The following is a 13,900-nucleotide window of genomic DNA, read 5'->3' as shown; positions in this document are numbered from 1 at the left end:
GGCCTGCGCCACAGGTCACAGCGCCGGGAGCTGCTCCTCCAGCAGCTGGGTCAGCGACCGCGCGTACGGGGTGCTCATGTGGTGCGAATCGCGGTACACGAGCAGGTTCCCGGTGACCACCGGGCACTCCCCCGCGTAGCAGAACCAGCCGACGGTCTCGACGACCTGCGCCCCGGCCTCCTGCTCGGCGGCGAACGCGGCCTCGCGGTTCCCCGAGTCGTCCACGGCCTCCGTGCGCTGCATGACGCACTCGTTCACCGCGTCCTGGTGCAGCGCGACGCAGTCGGGCACCGGCCCGTACGGGCTGCGCGGGGTGTCGGTGAGGACCACGGTCTGCCCGGCCGAGGGGGTGATCCGCGCGAGCGTGTCGGTCCAGCCCTGGGCCCACCGCTCGGGGCTGTCGTCCTCCCAGTCGACCAGCGGCGGCGCGTCCTCGCCGCTGAGGACCACCATGGCGGGCTTGAGCTCGTCGATCTCGTCGAGGACGCGTTCGCGCCACTCGGCGCAGCCGGTGTACTCGCCGCCGACGTCGCTGTTGGAGACCGTCACCGTCGCCGGGGTGCACGCGCTCTTAGTGCGCGTCAGCAGCTTCCAGCCGTTCGCCTCCGCGATCGGCTCCAGCGCCGGGAACCACTGCGCCGCATGGGAGTCGCCCACGAGCATGACGGTCTTGTCGCCGCCGGTGTCGCCGAAGACGCAGTCGCCGGGGAGGTCCTCGGTCCACGCGTCCAGGTGGCAGCCGTTCCCGTAGATCTCCGGCTGGTCGGTCGCCACGGCCGTCAGCGACGGCTCCAGGTCGGCCGGGACCTGCGTGGTCGCGATCCCCTCCTGGAGCCGCACCTCGATCTGCGAGACGTCCTCGACCTCCTCGACGGCCTCCAGGTCCACCGCGTCGTCCTCCTGCGGCGGGACCTTCCCGAACCCGAGGGTCAGGACCAGGACCATGCCGATGCCCAGCAGCGAGCACGCGACGCCGGTGACCAGGCCCCACATGTTGCTGGTCTTCAGCGGCCGGGCGCGGCGCAGCGGCTCCTCGATGTACAGGTACGACAGCTGCGCGACGGCCACCGTCGCGAGCAGCAGCACCACGTTCAGGCCCACCGTCGGCTCGGCGTCGACCGCGAGCGGGATGAGGATGAGGATCGGCCAGTGCCACAGGTACAGGCTGTAGGAGATCTTCCCGACGTACTGGAACGGGCCGGTGCCCAGCAGCGAGCTGGACGGGTTCTTGGCGCCCGTGCCCGCGGCGATGAGCGCCGCCGCACCGAGGACCGGCAGGAGCGCGGTGTAGCCGGGGAACGGCGTCGACGAGTCGTAGAGGACGCCCGAGGCGATGATCGCGGCGAGCCCGGCGATGCCGAGGACCCACGCGAGGGCCGCCGGGATGCGCCTGAGCGTCGGCAGCATGAGCGCCAGCACCGCGCCCGCGGCGAGCTCCCAGATCCGCGTGTGCGCCGCGTAGTACGCGGTCGGCTGCGACACCTGCGTCGTCAGCACCGACAGGACCAGGCTGAGCGCGAACAGCCCCGCGCACGCGGCGAGCGCCGCGTTCGCGAACTTGCGGGGCGCGCGCTTGGCGAGCACGAGCAGGCCGATGAGCAGCAGCGGCCAGATGACGTAGAACTGCTCCTCGACCGCCAGGGACCAGTACTGCTGGAACGGCGAGGGCATCTGGTCGGCGTTGAGGTACTCGGTCTCGGTCGCCACGAACCGGTAGTTCACGGCGTAGACGATCACGGTGAACGCGTCCTGCATGACCGCTTCGAGGCGGGTCACGGGGAACCACAGCCACGCGCCGAGGGCCGTGGCGATGGTGACGGCGCTGGCGGCGGGGAGGATGCGGCGGGCGCGGCGGGCGTAGAACCCGGCGATCGAGATCTTCCCGGTGTCGAAGACCTCCTTGACGAGCAGGGAGGTGATGAGGAAGCCGGAGACGACGAAGAACACGTCGACGCCGACGTACCCGCCCTGCGCGAACGCGAACCCGGCGTGCGACAGGAGCACCAGGACCACGGCGACGGCGCGCAGGCCCTGGATGTCGGGGCGGAAGCCGACGCCCTCCCAGCGCTGCGGCGGGCGGACCGGGGCGGGCGCGGGCCGCGGGTGCGCGCCGGTGGTGCGCATCCCCGGCGGGGCCGGGGCCGCGGGCGGCGGCGCGGGGGCGCGGAACGGGGGCCGGACCGGGTAGGGGCTGGGGGCGGTGCGCTGAGTGGCCGCGGCGGGATGGGCGGCGGAGCCGGGCGTGGTCGTGGGCAGGTGGAGGGTCTCCTCGTTGACGCCGCCCCCGGTAGCGGCTCGGGACTGCGGGGGCTGGGGCGAGGTCATGGTGCGAGTGTCTCCGTCTGCGGATCGCCGGGGCTGGGTCGCGCCCCATCCTAGGCGCATCCGGCCCTCTCGCGGACTCGGTGGTGACCAATCCGACCAACCGGACACGCAACTGGTTGCGGGCCTTGCTCACATCGTACCGAGGGCGGTCCCGCCGCGCGGTGCCGCACGGGCCCTGACGGCCCGAAATGTCGCTCCCGCAACCGCATCAGGGCACCAGAACGGCGACGCGGCCCCGACCTGGCAGGTCGGGGCCGCGTTTCGCCTAGAGCGCCTTGAGGACGCGCGGTTCGAGCTTGTAGAAGATCCAGCGGCCGAAGAAGAGCAGGAAGACCGAGAAGCCGAAGGCCACGGAGACCTGGTACGTGTTCGGGGCCAGCTCGGGGATGAACGCGCCGCGGTGCATCGAGAAGATGCCGACGAGCGGGTTCGAGGAGAACACGTCGAAGAGCCACGGGTGCTCCTTCATCGTGTCCGCATCGGCGACCTTCGAGACCGGGTAGATGATCGCGGAGGCGTAGAACAGCACGCGCATCACCAGCGGCATGAACCGGGAGACGTCCTTGTAGAGGACGTTCGCGGCCGCGAGCACGAACACCATGCCGGTGGTGAGCATGGCCTGCACGATGATCGCCGGGAACAGCCACAGCAGGTTGAGCCCGAACGTGCCGCCGCCGAGGATCGCGACGCCGACGAGGATCGGGAAGCCCACGAGGTACTCCGCGAAGCGCGCGAAGACCTTCGAGACCGGGAAGACCTCTCGGGGGACCTTCATGACCGTGATGAGACTCGCCTGCCCGCCGAGGGCGGACTGGCCCTGGTTGACGGCGGTGCTGAACCACTGGTACGCGAAGATGCCGGAGACGATGAAGAGCAGGTAGCCCGCCTGCGGCGTGCCCGGGTCGTTCGGCATCGACTTGCCGCCGCCGAAGACGAGGTCGAACACGAACCAATAGATGAGCGTCAGGCCCAGCGGCTCGATGAGCGACCACACGTAGCCCATGACGGTGGACTGGTACTTGACGGCGAGGTCGCGGCGGACCAGGACCGACATCGCGTACCGGTGGCGCAGGAGCGCGGTGAAGCCGGTCGTCAGCGGGAACTTCCGCTTGAGCGGCTTGGCCTCGGCCTCGCGGGTGTTGTCGATCGGGCCCTCGTCGCTGCGCGCGGAGTCGAGGAACGCGGGGAGCTCGGCGGTGTCGTCGATGTTCCGGCGGATCGGCGACTGCCCGGCCATGGGCATGTCGCGGCCCGGCTCGGCGCGGGTCGCGTAGGGCGCCTGCGGGACCTGGCCCGGGCTGCCCGCGGCCACGTGCGGCGGCGGGGGCGCGACCGCGGGGGGCGGCGGAGGCGTCTGCGGCTGGAAGTGGTTCGGCTGCCCGTAGGGCTGCGGCGGCTGCTGGCCGGGCTGCCCGTAGCCGGGGGGCGGCTGCTGGCCCGGGTGGGGCGGGGGCGGCGTCTGGTGCTGGGGCTGCCCGGGGTGCTGCGGCTGCGGGGACTGCTGCGGCTGGCCCGGGTGGTAGGGCGCCTGCGGGGCCCCGTAAGGCTGCTGCGAGCCGTACGCGGCGGGCGGCGGGGCCTGCGGGTGGCCGGGCGCCGGGTGCGCGCCGGGGTGCTGGGGCGCAGCGGGATTGAAGCCGGGCTGGGGCGCATAGCCTTGCGGCGCAGGCGCTCCCGGAGCGGCGGGGGCGTGCCCCTGCTGCCCGGGCTGGCCCGGGTGGGGCGGCGGGGTGATGCCGGGAGCGGCCGACGGAGGCGGGCTCGCGAACGCTGCCGATCCGGAGCTCATGGCCCCCTGCGGGTATCCCGCGGGAGTGGCCGACGGCCCGGCGCCGAGGCCGCCCTGGGGGGCTGCGGCGTCGTTGGAGTCCGGGCTCCCGTCGCGGTTCCCGGCTGGGCCGGAGACGCCGTCGGGGTGCGGGCTAATCGAGCTCATGCATCATCTCCGTCAGGTGTCGCTCCAGCGCCACCGAGTCCAGTTCACGATGTTCGAGAATCGTATAACGGCCTGGCCGGGTCCTCGGCGCGTAGGCCACCGCTGTGGCGAGCTGGGCCGAAGTCAATCCGAGTTCACTCGCGGTGCGCGGCAGCCCGTGCCGCTTCATGGCCGAAGCGAGCTCGGCGAACAGGGCCTCGTCGCCCCGCAGCCAGGTGCACACGAGCGCCCCGAGGGCCCCTTCGGCCCCGTGCGTCGCGAGGCCGGGGTGCAGCTCCTCGATCGCGTGCGCGATCTCGTGGCACCCGCCTGAGCAGGGCCGCGACGATCCGGCCATCGAGGAGGCGAGGCCGCCTTGGATGAGCGCGTCGGCGAGGGTCGCCAGGAACGCGTCGTCGGCGATCGTCCCGGGGTGGCGCAGCACCGCTTCGGCGCCGGTGCGCGCGATGGCGGCGGCGAGGCCGTCGACGGGCTCGCCGTTCACCTCGTGCGAGAGCTGCCAGTCGGAGACCGCGGACAGGTTCGTGAGGGCGTCGCCGATCCCGGACTGGAGCTGGTGCGCCGGGGCCCTGCGGATGAAGTCGAGGTCGGCGAGGACCGCGAGCGGCGGGTGGACCCCGTAGGAGACGGAGTGGCCGTCGCGTTCGAGCGAGGCCGTGGGGGAGGCGAGGCCGTCGTGGGCGAGGCTCGTGGCGACCGAGACCATCGGCAGGCCCAGGTCGGAGGCGGCCCACTTGGCGGTGTCGAGGAGCTTCCCGCCGCCGATGCCGACGAGGGCGTCCACGCGGTGGTCGTCGCGCAGGCGCTTGGTCAGCTCCTTGGCGCTGTCGAGGCTGCCGGGGACGACGGTGTGGACCGTGGCGTCGGGCAGGTGGTCGAGCTGGTCGGCGATGGTCTCGCCCAGGCCCGGCCCGAGCGCGACGGCGACGCGGCCGCCCGAGGAGATCCGGGAGTCCGCGAGGAGCTCCGGGAGGCGCCCGACGGCGCCCGCGGAGACCTCGACGGTGATCGGGGCCAGCACCGTGCGGGCGAACGTCGGCACTACAGCGCCTTTGCGATGTCGCGGGCCAGCGCCCAGTCGGCGTGGTCGTCGACCTCGGTCCAGGCGACGGGCCCGGTCGAGACCGTGCCGATGCGCCCGGCCTCGGCCAGCAGTTGGAAGGCGTCCTCGTAGTAGAGGGTCGAGTCGCGGGTGAAGGTCGCTTCGAGGGCCTTGGTCAGATCCTCGGCGATCCCGGCGGGGATGAGGCTCACGCCGATGTACTCGCCCGCGGCGGCCTCGATGGGCTGCTGCTTGTGGATGAGTTCCACGCCGTGCTCGCCGATGCGCACTTTCATCGCCTCGTCGGTGAGCTGCTTGTGGTCGTCGAGGGCCAGGAGCAGGCGCGGGTCGTCCTCGGCGGCGGCGAGGAGGTTCCGCTCGATGCTCGCGGGGTGGACGGTGTCGCCGTTGACGAGGATCGCGCCTTCGGCGTACCGCTCGCGGGCGGTCCACAGCGAGTAGGCGTTGTTCCAGTGCGGCCTGTCGTTGTCGACGATCGCGACCGTGACGCCGTAGCGCGATTCGAGTGCGGGGGCGTGCTCGCGGATCTTCTCGGCGGCGTGGCCGACGGTGACCGCGATGTCCGTCACGCCGACCTCGGCGAGGCCGCGGACGATGGTGTCGAGGATGGTCTCGGTCGCGGTGACCGGCAGGAGCGTCTTCGGGAGGCGGTCGGTGTCGGGGCGCAGGCGCTGCCCCTGTCCGGCGGCGAGGATGACGCCTCTCATGTCTGCCTTTCGGTCGGGGGGCACCGGCGGCGCAATCTGCGCGAACCGGTGTGCAACCCGGCTAGTTTACAAGCCGCGAAAGGGGGGAGGCCCCTGCCGAGTGTGCGCCTGCACACGTCGGCCGGGGCCTCCAACTGGGAAGGGGCGGGCACCGCGAACGGTGACCGCTCCCTCTACAACGAGTCCGGGGCGGGCCCGGTTACGCCCTACTTCGAGGCGATCGCCTTCGACAGGTTCTCCGAGAGGGTGTCGAGGAACTCGTCGGTGGTCTGCCACTCGGCGTCCTTGCCGATGAGCAGGGCCAGGTCCTTGGTCATCTTGCCGCCTTCGACGGTGTCGATGATGACCTGCTCCAGCGCGTTCGCGAAGCCCTCGACCTCGGGGGTGCCGTCGAGCTTGCCGCGGTGGGCCAGGCCCCGGGTCCACGCGAAGATCGAGGCGATCGGGTTGGTCGAGGTCTTCTCGCCGCGCTGGTGGGCGCGGTAGTGGCGGGTGACGGTGCCGTGCGCGGCCTCGGCCTCGACGGTCTGCCCGTCGGGGGTCATGAGGACCGAGGTCATGAGGCCGAGCGAGCCGAAGCCCTGCGCGACGATGTCGGACTGGACGTCGCCGTCGTAGTTCTTGCAGGCCCAGACGTAGCCGCCCTCCCACTTGAGCGCCGCGGCGACCATGTCGTCGATGAGGCGGTGCTCGTAGGTGAGGCCCTTGGCCTCGAAGTCGGCCTTGTAGTCGTTGTCGAAGATCTCCTGGAAGGTGTCCTTGAACATGCCGTCGTAGGCCTTCAGGATGGTGTTCTTGGTGGACATGTACACCGGGTAGTTCCGGGCGAGGCCGTAGCGGAACGAGGCGTGGGCGAAGTCCTCGATGGACTTCTTGAAGTTGTACATGCTCAGGGCCACTCCGCCGCCCTCCGGGTAGCGGGCCACCTCGAACTCGATCGGCTCGGTGCCGTCGTCGGGGGTGAACGAGACGGTGAGCGTGCCGGGGCGGTCGACCTTGAAGTCGGTGGCGCGGTACTGGTCGCCGAAGGCGTGGCGGCCGACGATGATCGGCTCGGTCCAGCCCGGGACCAGGCGCGGCACGTTGCTCATGATGATCGGCTCGCGGAAGATGGTGCCGCCGAGGATGTTGCGGATGGTGCCGTTCGGGGAGCGCCACATCTTCTTGAGGCCGAACTCCTCGACGCGGGCCTCGTCGGGGGTGATCGTCGCGCACTTGACGCCGACGTGGTGCTCGGCGATCGCGTTCGCGGCGTCGACGGTGACCTGGTCGTCGGTGGCGTCGCGGTGCTCGATCGAGAGGTCGTAGTAGCGCAGGTCCACGTCCAGGTAGGGGTGGATCAGCTCGTCCTTGATCTTGCTCCAGATGATGCGGGTCATCTCGTCGCCGTCGAGTTCGACGACGGGGTTCGCGACCTTGATCTTCGCCATGGGTTTCGGCACCTCTCCTTGCGCTTCGCCGCGCGTGGTCGGGACGGGGAGCAGCAGCTCCTAACAGTACGAGCGTACTGGCTAAGCTTCCAAGGCCGAACCCCAGCCCGGCGAGTCGGTGGTCACAGCCCCGGAACCTCCGATAACGATTCCGTCTCAAGACTGGCGTGCCCCGGGTCACGACAGGTAGCGTCTCTAACTAGAAACAATCTTTCCAATTTGTTTCGGCCCCGTCCCACCGCTGGTACGCGGGCCGTCGCTCGACTAGTGCACGAAGGAGTGCCGAGGTGACCGCACCCGCCGCACCCCCGCCGCAGCCCCGCGTTGCGGACGGTCCGCCCCGCACCGCCGGCAGCCTGCTCCGCCGGATCTGGGCCTCCTACGCGTTCCGCCGCATCCGCCAGTCCGTCTTCGTGATCTGGCTGGTCGCGACCATCACGTTCCTGCTCATGCACTTCATGCCCGGCGACCCCATCGAGATCATGGCCGGGCGCCTCAACAGCGCCGGCATGAGCCACGAGCAGGCCGTCGCCACCGCGTCGAACATCATCGCGTACGACCCCGACGCGAGCGTCTGGCTCCAGTACCTCGACTTCCTCAAGGGCCTGGTCACCTTCGACCTCGGCAACTCCCTCACCAACCCCTCCAAGACCGTCTTCGAGCACGTCATGGAGTACCTGCCGTGGACGCTGTTCGCCGTCGGCGCGGGCGTGGTCCTCGCGATCGTCGTCGGCCTCAGCGTCGGCATGGCGATGGCCTACCGCCGCGGCTCCTGGTTCGACCACGCGATGACCTCCGTCGGGTCCTTCCTCACCGGCGTTCCCAACTACATCCTCATCGCCGCGGTCATCGTCGTCGGCTACACGATCCTCGGGGTCCTGCCGTTCCTCGACATGCGCGGGCGCATCACCGCGGGCGTTGAACCCGGGTTCGACCCGGTGTTCTTCGGCGACGCGCTGTTCCACGCGATCCTGCCGATCATCGCGTTCGCGTTCACCGCCACCGGCTCCTTCATGCTCAACATGAAGGCCGCCACCACCGAAGTCCTCACCGAGGACTACGTGACCGTGGCGCAGGCCCGCGGCCTCAAGCCCGGCCGCATCAGCCGCAGCTACGTGGGCCGCAACGCGATGCTGCCGATCATCCCGCAGGTCGCGCTCCAGCTCGGCACGCTCGTCGGCGGCTCCATCGTCATCGAGCAGATCCTCCAGTACCCCGGCGCGGGCCAGATGCTCATGCAGGCCATCTCGAACCGCGACTACCCGGTCGTCCAGGCCTCCGTCATCATCCTCGCGACCTCCGTGGTCATCGCCAGCCTCATCGTGGACCTGTTCCTCGTCAGGATCGACCCGCGCATCAAGACCGAAGGGCAGGACGCGTGACCACCACCCTCGACGCGGTAATCGCCAAGCCCCGCAAGCACTTCTCCGAATCGTTCTTCGGACGCCTGTGGACCGGGCTCACCCGCTCCCCCGCCGGGTTCGCCGGCACGGTCCTCGTGCTCGCGATCGTGCTGTTCTCCTTCGTCGGCCCGCTCCTGATCGACCAGCACAACCCCACCGACACGACCCAGATCTGGACCTCGCCTTCCGCCGAGCACTGGCTCGGCACCCAGTACGAGGGCAAGGACACCTTCACGATCCTGGTGAACTCCGGCGCCCAGCCCATCTGGGTCGGGACGCTCGCCGCGCTCATGGCGACGTTCGTCGCCGTCACCCTCGGCTCGGTCGCCGGGTACTTCCGCGGCCGCATCGACGCGGTGCTCCTCCAGCTCACCGACGTCACCGTCACGATCCCGCAGTTCCTCCTCATGCTCGCGGTCGTCGCGTTCTTCGAGGACATCCCGCCGTGGGGCATCTCGATCGTCGTCGGCTCCACCATGTGGGCGTTCCTGTTCCGGTCCATCCGCGCGCAGGTCATGTCCCTCAAGGAGCGCGAGTTCGTCGAGGCCGCAAGGCTCCAGAACCTCGGGGCCTCCCGGATCGTCTTCCGCGAGATCCTCCCGAACATGGCCGGGTTCATCTTCGTCAACTTCGTGATCTCGGTGAACCAGGCGATCTACGCGATCGTCGGCCTCTACGTCCTCGGCCTCATGCCCTCCGGCACGCCGAACTGGGGCCTGATGATCCACCAGTCCTGGAGCCAGAACTTCTACCTCAACCCGGTCGCCCTGCCCTTCGTCGTCACCCCGCTCATCATGATCGTGCTCTTCACGATCGGGCTCGTGACGATGGGCCGCGGCCTGGACCAGGCCCTCAACCCGCGCCTCCGGGAAAGGTGAGACCATGACCGACCCGATCCTCAGCGTCCGCGACCTCGCGATCGCGTACCGGACCGGCCGCAAGGAGTCCGTGACCGCCGTCAGCGGCGTCGACCTCGACCTGTACGAGGGCCAGTCCCTCGCGCTCGTCGGCGAGTCCGGCTGCGGCAAGACCACCCTCGGCCTGGGCCTGCTGCGGCTCCTCCCCGGCCTCGGCGAGATCACCTCCGGCTCCCTCACCTACCGGCTCAAGGACGGCACCCGCGCCGACCTCCTCAAGATGAAGAAGGAGCAGCTGCGCCGCTTCCGCTGGAGCGAGGCCGCGATGGTCTTCCAGGGCGCCATGAACGCCTTCAACCCGGTCATCAAGATCGGCGACCACTTCGCCGACACCCTCCGCGACCACGCCGAGAACGGCAAGCGCTGGACGAAGGCCGCCGTCGAGGCCCGCGCCGGGGAGCTCCTGGAGACCGTGCGCCTCGACCCCGACCGGGTCCTCCAGTCCTACCCGCACGAGCTGTCCGGCGGCATGAAGCAGCGCGCACTCATCGCGCTCGCCATCGCCCTCGACCCGCAGGTCCTCGTCCTCGACGAGCCGACCACCGCGCTCGACCTGCTCACGCAGCGCTCGATCGTGCAGCAGCTCCACGAGCTGCGCAAGAAGTTCGGGTTCACGATGGTGTTCATCACCCACGACCTCGGCCTCGCCGCCGAGCTCGCCGACCGCGTCGCCACCATGTACGCCGGCCGCATCATCGAGACCGGCTCGGCCCGCGACATCTTCTACACGCCGAAGCACCCGTACACCGCGGGGCTCATCAACGCCGTCATGCCCGTCAAGGGCGAGCGCCCGGCCCTGGAGTCCATCCCCGGCTACCCGCCGAGCCTCAAGGCCATGCCCGACGGCTGCGCGTTCAACCCGCGCTGCGCCTTCGCTACCGAGGAGTGCAAGCGCGACCGCGTCCCGCTCGAACTCCTCGCCGAGCGCCCGCTCGCCATGGGCCACTCCGTCGCGTGCGTCCACCACGACCAGGTCCGCCTCCAGCGCAAGCAGAAGGAGAACGCCAATGTCTGATGCTCCCCTGCTGAGGCTCCGCGCGCTGGAGCAGGTCTTCGAGACCAAGAAGGGCCCCGTCGCCGCCGTCGGCGGCGTCGACCTGGAAGTGAAGGCCGGGAAGGTCCTGTGCCTGGTCGGCGAGTCCGGCTGCGGCAAGACCACCACCGCCCGCGCGGCCGCCGGGATCACCCGGCCCACCGCCGGGGCCGTCGAGTTCCGCGGGAAGTCCCTCACCGACATGACCCCCGGCGAGAAGACCGCCTACCGCCGCGCCGTCCAGTACATCCACCAGGACCCGTACGCGGCGCTCAACCCCACGCGCACCGTCGCCTCGACCCTCACCGCCGGGCTCAAGCGCCACGGCCTGGTGAAGAACCGCACCGAGGCCCGCGCGAAGGCCGCCGAGCTGCTCACGCTCGTCGACCTGACGCCGCCCGAGTCCTACCTCGACTCCTACCCGCACCAGCTCTCCGGCGGCCAGCGCCAGCGCGTCAACGTCGCGAGGTCGCTCGCCATGAACCCCGAGCTGCTCATCTGCGACGAGTCCACCTCGATGCTGGACGTCTCGATCCGCGTGAGCCTCCTGAACACCCTCGGGCGGCTCCGCGACGACCTCGACGTGGGCTTCCTGTTCATCACCCACGACCTCGCCGTCGCGAAGTACTTCGCGTGGGACGGGGAGATCGCGGTGATGTACCTGGGGAAGGTCGTCGAGCACGGACCCACCCCGGAGGTCATCGGGAACCCGCAGCACCCGTACACGAAGGCGCTCATCGGCGCCGTGTGCGAGCCGGACCCCGACCTCGCCAGGGCCAACCGGTCCTCCGAGCAGCTCCGCTCCGCGGAGATCCCGTCCCTCACCGACCTCCCCGCCGGGTGCGCCTTCCACCCCCGGTGCCCCGCTTTCGAACCGGGCGTGTGCGACAGCACCGAGCCCGCGCTCGAAGGCACGGGCGCGGCCGGCGGCCGCCGCCGGGTCGCGTGCCACATCGTGGCGCGGGACCAGCGGCGGGAAAGCGTCCAACATGCGCAGAGCTGCGACGACCGGACGCTCGTCCTCGATCCAAACAAGTCACCGGGAGCGGCATGGTCGGCCTGATCGCCCGCGCGGGGCTGGCGTTCGGGGTCCTGCTGACCCTGGCCGCCCTGCTCCTCCTGCTCCTCACCCCAAGCGGAACCGCGGAGTCCTCCGTCAGCGCGCTGACCGTCGGACTCGGACTGTTCCTCATCCTCATCACTTCTATCGCCCTCTACATTGAAAGGAACCGGCGATGACCTCTCAGCGATTCGAGCTCAGCCGACGCAACCTCATGCAGGCGGTCGGCCTCGGCGCGGGCGCCGTTGCGACCACTTCCGTGCTCGGCGCCTGCCAGGCCGACAGCGGCGACGGCGGCGACGGCGCGAGCGGCAAGTTCGTGTACGTGTACCCCTTCGACGTCTCGGTCGAGCACTACAACGCGGCCCTGAACACCGGCGTGCTGCTGACCGCCGCCCCCGTGGCGGAGCTGTTCATCCCGCGCTGCGCGATCCTGAACTGGGACACGCTGGAGTGGACCCCGCAGCTCGCCGAGTCGGTGACCCTGGACGCCACCACCTTGACGATCAAGCTGCGCTCGGGGATCAAGTGGACCGACGGCAACGCCGTGACCGCGAAGGACGTCGTCGGGACCATCTACCTCCAGAAGCTGAACGCCGCGCAGGGCACCATCGGCTGGGACCAGCTCGTGTCGGCGACCGCCGACGACGACACCACCGTCACGGTGACGTACTCGGAGGCGTTCACCGGCGTCGAGCACGGCGCGCTCAAGGCGCAGGTGCTGCCGTACGCGCGCTACGGCGAGTGGATGGACGAGGCGCAGGGCCTGGTCGAGGCCGGCGAGGTCCAGGGCGGGCCGGGCCAGGTCGCGCTGGCCGAGAAGATCGCGGCCGAGGACTTCCTCGACGAGGACTTCATCTCCTGCGGCGCCTACAAGTTCGACCAGATCGGCGAGACCGTCATCACGCTCACGGTCCACGAGGACGGCCTCTTCGCCGACCAGGTGAAGTTCTCCACGATCGAGGTCCAGAAGGGCGACAACGCCGCTTCGGTGCAGTTCCTGCTGTCGTCCGCGGTGGACTACTCGACGCAGGTGCTCGGCGCGACCGACCGCTCCACGATCGCGGGCGTCGAGGGCCTCAAGGAGATCTCGACCCCCGGCTACGACGGCATCGGCCTGATGCTCAACGAGGGCCGGTTCCCCGAGTTCGCGGACGCCAAGGTGCGCAAGGCGCTCATGTACGTGTTCGACACCGAGGTCATCGGCGAGATCGCAAAGGGCGCGGGCGGCTACTACATCCCCTCGACCTACTCGGGCCTTCCGGACCCGCACGCCGAGGGCCTGTTCGACGACGTCGAGCTGGAGTACTACACGACCGACCACGCCAAGGCCGAGACCCTGCTGACCGAGGCGGGCTGGGCGAAGGAGTCCGACGGCTGGCACAAGCCGGACGGGTCGCTCGCCGAGTACACCATCATCGGCGTCGAGGGCTGGACCGACTTCTCGCTCACCGGCGAGCAGGCGGCGTCGCAGCTGACCGAGTTCGGCCTGGCCGTGTCCTACGAGAACGTGCCCGCGGACAACCCGTGGGGCATCTGGGGCGCGGGCGACTTCGACATCGCGGTGCGCCAGTGGGCGAACCCGTTCGTGCCCTACGTCTACGGCTCGTGGCAGATGACCTGGTTCACGGACAACTCGCAGACCGCGGACCAGCCGGGCATGGGCCTGAACACCGCGGAGGTCGCGACGACCTCCCTGGGCACGGTCAACGTGGACGACCTGTACCTGGCGTCGCAGAAGGGCACCGAGGAGGAGCAGGCCGAGGCGAACAAGACGCTCGGCATCGTCTTCAACGAGACCCTGCCGCGCCTGCCGCTGTTCCTGAACCAGCGCGTCTCGTACGCCATCGAAGGCGAGCGGGTGAAGAAGATCGACGCGGGCGACTACGCCCTCAACGACATCTACTTCGACAACCCGATCATGGTCCGCATCCTCGAAGGCGGCATCGAGCCCGTCTAGGGCCCTGTCCAGGAGATAAGACCGGCCCCCGGGAACGCTGCTCGTCCCGGGGGCAGGACTCGGCGG

At 70.2% G+C, this 13,900-nt stretch carries 11 protein-coding genes; 6 read left to right on the top strand and 5 right to left on the bottom strand.

Annotated features, from left to right (window positions below):
- Window positions 1–15: 15 nt before the first annotated feature.
- The 5 genes from WA640_RS25990 to WA640_RS25970 form a co-directional block, all read right to left on the bottom strand.
- Window positions 16–2,325: an acyltransferase family protein gene (locus WA640_RS25990; protein ID WP_335991762.1), complete on the bottom strand. Its 2,310-nt coding sequence runs from the start codon at window positions 2,323–2,325 to the stop codon at window positions 16–18.
- 265 nt (window positions 2,326–2,590) lie between these two features.
- Window positions 2,591–4,261 (bottom strand): ABC transporter permease, encoded by a 1,671-nt coding sequence (locus WA640_RS25985; protein ID WP_335991760.1) that lies wholly within the window; start codon window positions 4,259–4,261, stop codon window positions 2,591–2,593.
- Complete coding sequence (locus WA640_RS25980; protein ID WP_335991758.1) at window positions 4,248–5,303, bottom strand: iron-containing alcohol dehydrogenase family protein; 1,056 nt, start codon at window positions 5,301–5,303, stop codon at window positions 4,248–4,250. Before WA640_RS25980 ends, WA640_RS25985 begins: the two co-directional genes overlap by 14 nt.
- Window positions 5,303–6,031 (bottom strand): phosphocholine cytidylyltransferase family protein, encoded by a 729-nt coding sequence (locus WA640_RS25975; RefSeq protein ID WP_335991757.1) that lies wholly within the window; start codon window positions 6,029–6,031, stop codon window positions 5,303–5,305. Before WA640_RS25975 ends, WA640_RS25980 begins: the two co-directional genes overlap by 1 nt.
- 206 nt (window positions 6,032–6,237) lie before the next feature.
- Window positions 6,238–7,461, bottom strand: a complete 1,224-nt coding sequence (locus tag WA640_RS25970) for an NADP-dependent isocitrate dehydrogenase (protein ID WP_106364168.1) — start codon at window positions 7,459–7,461, stop codon at window positions 6,238–6,240.
- A 287-nt stretch (window positions 7,462–7,748) separates the two neighbouring features.
- Here WA640_RS25970 and WA640_RS25965 point away from each other — a divergent pair, with 287 nt between their 5' ends.
- From WA640_RS25965 to WA640_RS25940, 6 genes are read left to right on the top strand one after another with little or no spacing between them, the layout of a single operon-like run.
- Entirely contained in the window at window positions 7,749–8,843 is a 1,095-nt protein-coding gene (locus tag WA640_RS25965; protein WP_335991756.1) for an ABC transporter permease, read from the top strand.
- Complete coding sequence (locus tag WA640_RS25960) at window positions 8,840–9,742, top strand: ABC transporter permease (protein WP_335991755.1); 903 nt, start codon at window positions 8,840–8,842, stop codon at window positions 9,740–9,742. The genes WA640_RS25965 and WA640_RS25960 overlap by 4 nt, the downstream gene beginning before the upstream one ends.
- 4 nt (window positions 9,743–9,746) lie before the next feature.
- Window positions 9,747–10,796, top strand: a complete 1,050-nt coding sequence (locus WA640_RS25955) for an ABC transporter ATP-binding protein (RefSeq protein WP_335991753.1) — start codon at window positions 9,747–9,749, stop codon at window positions 10,794–10,796.
- On the top strand, window positions 10,789–11,877 hold the full coding sequence (locus tag WA640_RS25950) for an ABC transporter ATP-binding protein (protein ID WP_335991752.1): 1,089 nt from the start codon (window positions 10,789–10,791) through the stop codon (window positions 11,875–11,877). The genes WA640_RS25955 and WA640_RS25950 overlap by 8 nt, the downstream gene beginning before the upstream one ends.
- Window positions 11,865–12,053 carry a hypothetical protein gene (locus tag WA640_RS25945; RefSeq protein WP_106364172.1) on the top strand — a complete coding sequence of 63 codons (189 nt, stop codon included), beginning with the start codon at window positions 11,865–11,867 and terminating at the stop codon, window positions 12,051–12,053. Before WA640_RS25950 ends, WA640_RS25945 begins: the two co-directional genes overlap by 13 nt.
- A complete protein-coding gene (locus WA640_RS25940) occupies window positions 12,050–13,834 on the top strand; it encodes an ABC transporter substrate-binding protein (protein ID WP_106364173.1) in 1,785 nt (594 codons plus the stop codon). Before WA640_RS25945 ends, WA640_RS25940 begins: the two co-directional genes overlap by 4 nt.
- Window positions 13,835–13,900 lie beyond the last annotated feature (66 nt).

It is taken from the genome of Glycomyces sp. MUSA5-2, from assembly GCF_037034145.1.
Taxonomy (GTDB): Bacteria; Actinomycetota; Actinomycetes; order Mycobacteriales; family Micromonosporaceae; genus Glycomyces; species Glycomyces artemisiae.
The sequence above is the reverse complement of the archived record's forward strand: the minus strand, read 5'-3'. Positions and strand labels throughout refer to the sequence as shown.

What these genes read in the sequence shown, in the direction of transcription:
- WA640_RS25950 (WP_335991752.1), top strand. Translation starts at nt 10,789, where the DNA reads ATGTCTGATGCTCCCCTGCTGAGGCTCCGCGCGCTGGAGCAGGTCTTC.
- WA640_RS25970 (WP_106364168.1), bottom strand. Translation starts at nt 7,461, where the DNA reads ATGGCGAAGATCAAGGTCGCGAACCCCGTCGTCGAACTCGACGGCGAC.
- WA640_RS25990 (WP_335991762.1), bottom strand. Translation starts at nt 2,325, where the DNA reads ATGACCTCGCCCCAGCCCCCGCAGTCCCGAGCCGCTACCGGGGGCGGC.
- WA640_RS25940 (WP_106364173.1), top strand. Translation starts at nt 12,050, where the DNA reads ATGACCTCTCAGCGATTCGAGCTCAGCCGACGCAACCTCATGCAGGCG.
- WA640_RS25955 (WP_335991753.1), top strand. Translation starts at nt 9,747, where the DNA reads ATGACCGACCCGATCCTCAGCGTCCGCGACCTCGCGATCGCGTACCGG.
- WA640_RS25985 (WP_335991760.1), bottom strand. Translation starts at nt 4,261, where the DNA reads ATGAGCTCGATTAGCCCGCACCCCGACGGCGTCTCCGGCCCAGCCGGG.
- WA640_RS25945 (WP_106364172.1), top strand. Translation starts at nt 11,865, where the DNA reads ATGGTCGGCCTGATCGCCCGCGCGGGGCTGGCGTTCGGGGTCCTGCTG.
- WA640_RS25975 (WP_335991757.1), bottom strand. Translation starts at nt 6,031, where the DNA reads ATGAGAGGCGTCATCCTCGCCGCCGGACAGGGGCAGCGCCTGCGCCCC.